This is a genomic window from Bradyrhizobium guangdongense (assembly GCF_006483445.1).
GTDB lineage: Bacteria > Pseudomonadota > Alphaproteobacteria > Rhizobiales > Xanthobacteraceae > Bradyrhizobium > Bradyrhizobium guangdongense_A.
The window spans coordinates 37,770-44,838 of record NZ_PPPT01000016.1 but is presented as its reverse complement, the minus strand read 5'-3'; the positions used below and the strand labels follow the sequence as shown (position 1 = coordinate 44,838).

Annotated in this window: 10 protein-coding genes; 3 read left to right on the top strand and 7 right to left on the bottom strand. The window is 65.5% G+C overall.

Annotation, left to right across the window (positions count from 1 at the left end; translation table 11 throughout):
• The 4 genes from C2U70_RS33375 to C2U70_RS02355 all read right to left on the bottom strand — a co-directional run.
• Positions 1-163, bottom strand: a 163-nt coding sequence (locus C2U70_RS33375; RefSeq protein ID WP_283810328.1) for a 2-oxo-4-hydroxy-4-carboxy-5-ureidoimidazoline decarboxylase, incomplete at its 3' end; no start/stop codon positions are given.
• A gap of 4 nt (positions 164-167) precedes the next feature.
• The gene (puuE, locus tag C2U70_RS02365; RefSeq protein ID WP_140976254.1) at positions 168-1,100 is read right to left on the bottom strand and encodes an allantoinase PuuE; all 933 of its coding nucleotides are present in this window, start codon (positions 1,098-1,100) and stop codon (positions 168-170) included.
• A 1-nt stretch (position 1,101) separates the two neighbouring features.
• On the bottom strand, positions 1,102-1,515 hold the full coding sequence (locus tag C2U70_RS02360; protein WP_140976253.1) for a DUF3830 family protein: 414 nt from the start codon (positions 1,513-1,515) through the stop codon (positions 1,102-1,104).
• 102 nt (positions 1,516-1,617) lie between these two features.
• Complete coding sequence (locus tag C2U70_RS02355) at positions 1,618-1,893, bottom strand: hypothetical protein (protein WP_140976252.1); 276 nt, start codon at positions 1,891-1,893, stop codon at positions 1,618-1,620.
• A 307-nt stretch (positions 1,894-2,200) separates the two neighbouring features.
• Here C2U70_RS02355 and C2U70_RS02350 point away from each other — a divergent pair, with 307 nt between their 5' ends.
• Entirely contained in the window at positions 2,201-2,443 is a 243-nt protein-coding gene (locus C2U70_RS02350; RefSeq protein WP_140976251.1) for a DUF2798 domain-containing protein, read from the top strand.
• Positions 2,444-2,567: 124 nt separating this feature from the next.
• On the opposite strand, the gene C2U70_RS02345 is transcribed toward C2U70_RS02350, so the two are convergent.
• The 3 genes from C2U70_RS02345 to C2U70_RS02335 all read right to left on the bottom strand — a co-directional run bounded on the left by C2U70_RS02345 (position 2,568) and on the right by C2U70_RS02335 (position 5,797).
• A complete protein-coding gene (locus tag C2U70_RS02345; protein WP_140976259.1) occupies positions 2,568-2,975 on the bottom strand; it encodes a hypothetical protein in 408 nt (135 codons plus the stop codon).
• Positions 2,976-3,118: 143 nt separating this feature from the next.
• Entirely contained in the window at positions 3,119-4,930 is a 1,812-nt protein-coding gene (locus C2U70_RS02340) for a chloride channel protein (RefSeq protein ID WP_433960659.1), read from the bottom strand.
• Between the two features lie 240 nt (positions 4,931-5,170).
• Positions 5,171-5,797 (bottom strand): MarC family protein, encoded by a 627-nt coding sequence (locus C2U70_RS02335; protein WP_140976250.1) that lies wholly within the window; start codon positions 5,795-5,797, stop codon positions 5,171-5,173.
• Positions 5,798-5,941: 144 nt separating this feature from the next.
• Between C2U70_RS02335 and C2U70_RS02330 the strand changes: the two genes are divergently transcribed.
• Together C2U70_RS02330 and C2U70_RS02325 are read left to right on the top strand one after the other, a co-directional pair.
• Entirely contained in the window at positions 5,942-6,511 is a 570-nt protein-coding gene (locus C2U70_RS02330; RefSeq protein ID WP_140976249.1) for a ferritin-like domain-containing protein, read from the top strand.
• A gap of 171 nt (positions 6,512-6,682) precedes the next feature.
• Positions 6,683-7,069 (top strand): Hsp20/alpha crystallin family protein, encoded by a 387-nt coding sequence (locus C2U70_RS02325; RefSeq protein ID WP_140976248.1) that lies wholly within the window; start codon positions 6,683-6,685, stop codon positions 7,067-7,069.

Below are 7,069 nucleotides of genomic sequence, written 5' to 3'. Positions count from 1 at the left end.
TCGCGCCCTTGATGGCGGCGTGCAACTGGTTGATCCCGGCGAACGGCCGCTGCTCGAAAATCCCTTCCGCGATCCAGGGCGAATATTCGACGACATTGGCGAGCGCCGCGACGAAATCGGCTTTGCTGGCTGCGTTGAGATCAGACAGTGATATCTGCGACATCGCGCTAGACCTCGAACGCATCATTGGCGAGATGGTTGAGCTTGTCGTGCCAGTGCTGCGCGATCTCCAGCCGCGTCGGCACCCAGACCCGCTCGTGCTTGCCGACATAGTCGAGGAAGCGAATGAGGCCCGCGGCGCGGCCGGGCCGGCCGGCCAGGCGGCAATGCAGCCCCACCGACATCATCTTCGGCGCGGTCTCGCCCTCGGCATAGAGCACGTCGAAGGCATCCTTGAGGTAGGTGAAGAACTGTTCGCCCTCCGCAAAGCCCTGCGGATTGATGAAACGCATGTCGTTGGCGTCCAGCGTATAGGGGATCATGAGCTGCTTGCCGCGCGGACCCTTCACCCAATAGGGCAGATCGTCGGCATAGGAGTCGCAGAGATAGAGGAAGCCGCCCTCCTCCATCAGCAGCCGGTTGGTGTTGATCGAGGAACGGCCGGTGTACCAGCCGAGCGGCCGCGAACCGGTGGCCTCGGTGTGCACGCGGATCGACTCGGCGATCTCGGCGCGCTCCACCTCCTCGCTCATGTCCTTGTGCTCGATCCATTTCAGGCTGTGGCTGGCGATATCCCAGCCCGCCTCCTTCATGGCCGCGACGATCTCGGGGTTGCGCTTGAGCGCAGTGGCGACACCGAACACGGTGGTCGGCCATTTGCGCATCGAGAACATCCGCCACAGCCGCCAGAAGCCGGCGCGCGAGCCATATTCGAACATCGATTCGATATTGGCGTGGCGCTGGCCGGGCCAGGGCTGCGCGCCCAGCACGTCGGACAGAAACGCCTCGGACGCACGGTCGCCGTGCAGGATGTTGTTCTCGCCGCCCTCCTCGAAATTGACGACGAACTGCACCGCCACGCGCGCGTTACCGGGCCATTGCGGATGCGGCGGGTTGCGGCCGTAGCCGCGGAGATCGCGCGGATAGCGTATGTCCGACAAGTCAGACTTCCTCGAAGCGGATCGGGAGGGCCCCCTTCCACAGCACCGCCTTGCCGAGCGTCGCCAGGTTTTCCAGGCCCGAGGTCACCGTGATGAAATGGTTGCCGGCGAGCTGGCCCATCTTGCTCGCAAAGTGCACGCCGCCATAGGCCATCAAAATCTCGGTCTCGCTGATGCCGCCGGGATAGAGGATGATCTGGCCGGGCGCGGGATAGCTGGTGTGGTTCTCGTAGCCGACGCCGAAATCGAGGTCGCCGAGCGGCATCCACACGCCCTCGCCGCTCCAGCGCACATGGATGATGTGGCTTTCGAACGGCAGCGCTTTCCGGAATGCAGCCACGGTCTTGGGCGCCGACTGCTCCTCGAAGCGGGCATCGAAGGTGAAATCGCCGGCGCGGATAACGAGTTTGCTCATCTCATCTCTCTGGGTCGGAGGGCCAGGGGAAACGCTTGTCCTCCAAGGGGATCGCTTTAGCAAAAGCACTCCGGCGGGCCCCGCGCAAGTGGCTGACCCGGCTCACCTGCGGTCGTAGGACCAGCCAAAAATGCCGCTGCGCCGCACCTCCGGTTCGGGCTCGGCGGCCGGCAGGGCCTCCTTCACCTCGGCCTGCGGTGATGGCGGAGGCGCTAATGGCACCGGAATGGTCTCGCACTTCATGGAGTAGACCAGCTTGCCGTCGGCGGTACGCCCGATCGGCGCGCAGGGATCGGCGCGCGCGGCCGCATTTTTCGGCGCGGGCTGCGCCAAGGCGGGCGCGGCCAGCAACAGCAGGGCTGGTAAGACTTTCCACATCGGCGTCATTCAATCGGATCGACCGGTCGAAGTCTATTCGCGGGCGCGCGCCAAAGTGCTGAAGTTTTAGCCGAAAATTGCCGCCGGAATGGCAGCTCCTTTCGCAAAATGTCGTTCTTGAACGATCCTAACCGTTGCGGCTGGTTTCGGCTTGCACCGCCGATAGCGCGCCGCTATGGAACACGCGCCGCTGGCAACAGCGCCGTAAGCGTCTCACGTGAAGCAACGCATTCAACCGACATGGTCGGGAGCGTTGCTCGTTGTCGAAGTTCACGTGATCGACCTGTTCATCCCCCGAGAAGACTCAATGCCTCTCTTCCGAAAGTTGCCGGCGCGATATGCATCGGTCGTCATGCCCTTGGTGCTGTCCGTGCTGATGACGGCGGTCGTGTCCGTCATCTCGACACTGAAGAGCCTGGGCGCCACGCCGGAATTCCTGTCGACCTGGCCGGTCGCCTGGGGCCTGTCCTGGCTCGTCGCGTTCCCCACCCTGCTGATGGTCCTGCCGCTGGTCCGGCGGATCGTGGCGATGGTGGTCGCGGCGCCGTAACGGCCTCTCGCGCGTGGGTAGCCCGGATGGAGCGCAAGCGAAATCCGGGAATCATACCCCGCGGATCGACCGCCCCGGATTACGCTTTCGCTCCATCCGGGCTACGGCGCACGAGGCGCATTGGCTAGTACGGCTGATAGTAATATCGCGGCCGGCCGTAGTAGGGTCCGCCACCATAATACGGTCCACCGCCATAATAGCCGGGGCCGCCGTAGTAGCCGGGACCGCCACCATAATAATAGCGGTTCTCGTAGTACTCCTGCCGGCGGCTCTCGGCGATCGCGCCGGCGATCAGGCCCATTCCCGCGCCAAAGATCGCAAGGCCGGCCGCGCTCGGGCCGCGTCGGTAGTAGCGACGGCGGGCGGCGCTGAAGTCGGTGGCATCAGAGGAGGCGGTAGCCGCGGAGGTAACCTTCGGCGCCGACGGGCCGGAAGCCGCGATCGACGGCGAGCCGGCGGTGACGAGGACGAGGCCGGCGAACGCGGCCAGGGCGGCAATCCGGCCGGCCGGAAGGGGCAATCTCCTGCGCATCGACATCTGCTGCATCTCCATGGACGTCCGAACCTGATAGCGCATGACACCTGTCTGGTTGATGAACGTCAACCACCTGCGACATTTGCGCAGGGGCGGAACTTTTCGCGATCTGGCGAACGGCGACCGCCGAAACATGGGCTCTAGGACAGCGCACCGAGCACGCCGCGGGTGGCCTTGTCGATCTCCTCGACATAGCGGCGCCGGGCAAAGGATTCGTTGAGGAAGCCGACCACCTTGCGGCTGTCGGCGGACTCGACTACCGCCAGCATTTCCGCCTCCGCCTCGTCGAAAACGGCCATCGCGCTCTTCACGTTCATTTCCGGCAGCAGGACAATGTCGGTGTAGCGCGCGAGCTCGATCACCTGGATGTCGTCGGCGATGGTGTCGAGATCGCTGGAGAACAGATCCGGCAGCATGACGAGGCCGACATATTCGTCCGCATTGTTGACGACGACGATGCCGGGTCGCGAGCCCAGCACGAACTCGCGCCGCGTCGCCGCGATCGTCGTGGTCGACGGCACCTTGCCGACATCGCCACGCATCAACCGCTCCACGGTCAGGTTGCGCAGCCAGCCGACGTCGTTGGCGCTGCGGATGGTCTCGCCGCGCAGATGCAGGCGCCAGGTCGAGAACGAATGGCCGAACATGAAGCGGACGCAGATCGAGGTGACGATGCAGCCCGCCAGCACCACCGCGGTGACGTCGACATTGCGGGTCATCTCCAGCACCAGGAACGACATCGTCAAGGGGCCGCCGACGATGGCAACCCCGAGCGTCGCCATGCCGGTCAGCATCGCGACCAGCGGGTCGATCGCAAAACCCGGAGCCGCCAGCGCCAGCACGGCCGCAAAGAATTTTCCGATCAGGCTGCCGACGAACAGCGAGGCAAAGAAGAGACCGCCGCGGAAGCCGGAGGCCAGCGAGACCAGGCACGCCGTCAGCTTCAAGGCGATGATCATGGCGATCAGTGCGATCGTCATGTTGTGGTGGAGGTCCAGCACCATCGCGCCGTGACCGGCGGCGAGCACCTGCGGCGTCAGGATCGCGAAGCCGCCGACGATCAAGCCGCCGAACACGGGCCTGATCCAGACCGGCAGCCAGGCGAACGCCCGCTCGAACACCGTCGAGGAGCGCATCACGGCGATGCCGACGGCGCTGGTGATCAGCGCAAGCCCGACCAGCACCAGATACTGCTCGAGCCCGACGGCGTCCACCTTCGGCACTTCCAGCGAATAAGGTGCGCCGCCGAGATATTGCGCGGTCAGCGCGCCGGCGAGCGAGGCGGCCAGGATCGGCGCGGCGCTGCCGACGGAGTAGACGCCGACGATCAGCTCGCAAGCGTAGAACGCGCCGGTGATCGGGGCGCCGAACGCTGCGGCGATGGCCGCCGCGGCGCCGCAGCCGACGATGAGGCGAAGGTCGGTGCGCCGCAGGTTGAGGAACTGGCCGAGCAGCGACGCGATGCCCGAGCCGATCTGGGTGTAGCCGGCCTCGAGGCCCACGGAGGCCCCGCAACCGTTGGAGATCAGCGTCTGGCTCGACACCACGACGCTGTCGCGCATCGACAGGCTGCCGCCGCGCAGCGCATTGGCCTCGATCGGGTCGACGGCGACGGAGATCTTCAGCCGCCGCCGCGACCATTCCATGATGCCGAGCGCCAGCCCGCCCAGCGCGGGTGCGGCGAGCGCCGCCCAGGGGCTGACGACGGCGTTGGCCGATAGCCGGACATCGACCGGAATGCCGAAGATCAGGACGTGGGCGATCTGCGCCATCTCGGCCATCAGCGTCACGACGGCGCCGGCCAGAGTGCCGATCACGAGCGAAAGCGGGATCAGGTAGAATTCGTTGCTGCGCAGGAGCGCGCGAATGCGGACCAGGAGCCGGTTCGAAGCCTTGCCCGATCCCTTGCCCGATCCTTTGCGATCGACGAGCCGTCTGATCCGCGCAAACACCGGGACGCCCGATCAGGCTTCGGCCATGCCGCGGACGGCGATGGGCTGGCGGACAAGCTCGTCTGTTGTCATCGAGACCGACATCCTCGCGATGGGCGCTTTTTGCGCTGTTGTAACCCGGAGTACGCAAAGCCTCCCGACAGTGCAAGCGAAAGCATGCGCGGTTGGGGCACCCAACTCCACCGCACGACGACGCCGACAATTATCCTGCGAAATCAGCTTACTACGGACAAGGCCGTGTCACGACAGGCTGGCCCGCACGGCCGCTATGCCGTTGATCACGAACTGCACCGAATAGGCCGCGAGCAGGATGCCGAGCAGGCGCGAGAGCACGGCATTGCCGGTGCGGCCCAATGTCCGCGCGATCAGGTTCGCGGAGACGAAACAAAGGCCGCAGATCAGGCAGACGAGGAGGATGATCGCGATGATGACGGCGAGCCGGCTGGCATCGGCCGCGTTGCCCGACAACAAGAGCGTGGTCGCGATCGCGCCGGGGCCGGCCATCATGGGAATGGCGAGTGGAAACACGGCGACGTCGGAGGCGTGCTCCGACAGCGCCTTGTCGGCCTCGCGCGCCTCGCGGCGCGGCCGGTCGCCAAAAATCATCTGATAGGACACGCCGAACAGCAACAGTCCGCCGGCGATCTCGAAGGCGGGAATGCCGATGCCGAGCTGACGCAACAGCCAGTTTCCGATCAGCGCAATGACGACCAGGATCGACGAGGCGATCAGCGGCGCGCGGAGTGCAACCGCACGCTTGTCCTTGTCGCCCATGCCGCCGGTCGCGGCCAGGAAGGCCGGCGCGAGGCCGACGGGGTCGACCACGAGCAGCAGGGTGACGAAGGCCGACAGGGCAAAATCGAGCATGCGCGAAGCCGTCCTGGAATGGCACGTCCGCCTTCCTTAGCCGCTCGCCGGGGCGACCGCGAGGAACATTTGCCGCCGCAAAATCTTGATCGCGTGAGGATTGAGGAAGGGGGTGCCTTCCCGCGCACCTCAAGAGGAGGATTCATGGCTAAGCGAGCAAAGAAACGAGCAACCAGGAAGACCGCGGCGCGGCGGCCGCGTCAGGCGCCGAAGATGTTGAAGGACCTGTTCCTGGAAACACTCAAGGACATTTATTTCGCCGAGAACAAGATCATCAAGACGCTGCCCAAGATGGCCAAGGCCGCGCATTCGAAGGAGCTCGCGGCGGCCTTCAACAAGCATCTCCGCGAGACGCAAGGCCAGGTCAAGCGCCTGGACCAGATCTTCGGGATGCTGGACAAGCCGGCCCGCGGCAAGCCCTGCGAGGCCATCAACGGCATTACCGACGAGGGCGCCGAGATCATGAAGGACTTCAAGAACGCCCCTGCCCTCGACGCCGGCCTGCTGGCGGCGGCCCAGGCCGTCGAACACTACGAGATCTCCCGTTACGGCACCTTGCGCACCTGGGCCGAGGAGCTCGGCATGCCCGAGGCGGCACGGCTGCTGCAGGATACGCTCGACGAGGAAGAGGCGACCGACCACACGCTGACCCAGCTTGCGACCTCCGTCATCAATCTGGAGGCGGAAGCGGAATATCGCGAGGCGGCTGAGTAGCTGCTTCCACCCTGACGGGAATGGTTGGCGCCGCGCCTGGCCCGCGCGGCGCCAGATGCCTGTTGCGCCAGTGGCGGCCCCTGCAGGTCAGCTATGCCGGCCGGAACCGTCAATGCTGGATTTTCCGGCAAGGCGTACCATATGCAGGCTTTCCCACCCAGAGCCTGCCCCATGTCGACGAAAAATCCCCTGAACTGGATGCTGTCCGAAGCGCTGGATCAACTCCACCGCGCCGAACGGATGCGCCAGCAGTTTGGCCGCCAGGACACCTGCTGGGAGCCGCCGATCGACGTGCTCGAGACCGAGCGGGAGCTCTTGATCCTCGTCGCCCTACCCGGCGTCGGCCCCGAGAATGTCGAGACGGTGATTCAGGACGGCGTGCTGATTATCAGCGGCCATCGCACCCTGCCGCCGGAGCTGCGCAATGCCCGGATCCACCGACTCGAGCTTCCGCAGGGGCGCTTTGAGCGCCGCATCGCCCTGCCCGTCGGGCGCTACGCCATCAGCCGCTTCGTGATGGACGGTTGCGTCGCGCTGCGCCTCGCCAAATCCGCCTGA

Coding starts and splice junctions, on each gene's coding strand:
- C2U70_RS02360 (WP_140976253.1), bottom strand. CDS start 1,515: ATGAGCAAACTCGTTATCCGCGCCGGCGATTTCACCTTCGATGCCCGC.
- C2U70_RS02355 (WP_140976252.1), bottom strand. CDS start 1,893: ATGTGGAAAGTCTTACCAGCCCTGCTGTTGCTGGCCGCGCCCGCCTTG.
- C2U70_RS02350 (WP_140976251.1), top strand. CDS start 2,201: ATGCCTCTCTTCCGAAAGTTGCCGGCGCGATATGCATCGGTCGTCATG.
- C2U70_RS02345 (WP_140976259.1), bottom strand. CDS start 2,975: ATGCGCAGGAGATTGCCCCTTCCGGCCGGCCGGATTGCCGCCCTGGCC.
- C2U70_RS02335 (WP_140976250.1), bottom strand. CDS start 5,797: ATGCTCGATTTTGCCCTGTCGGCCTTCGTCACCCTGCTGCTCGTGGTC.
- C2U70_RS02330 (WP_140976249.1), top strand. CDS start 5,942: ATGGCTAAGCGAGCAAAGAAACGAGCAACCAGGAAGACCGCGGCGCGG.
- C2U70_RS02325 (WP_140976248.1), top strand. CDS start 6,683: ATGTCGACGAAAAATCCCCTGAACTGGATGCTGTCCGAAGCGCTGGAT.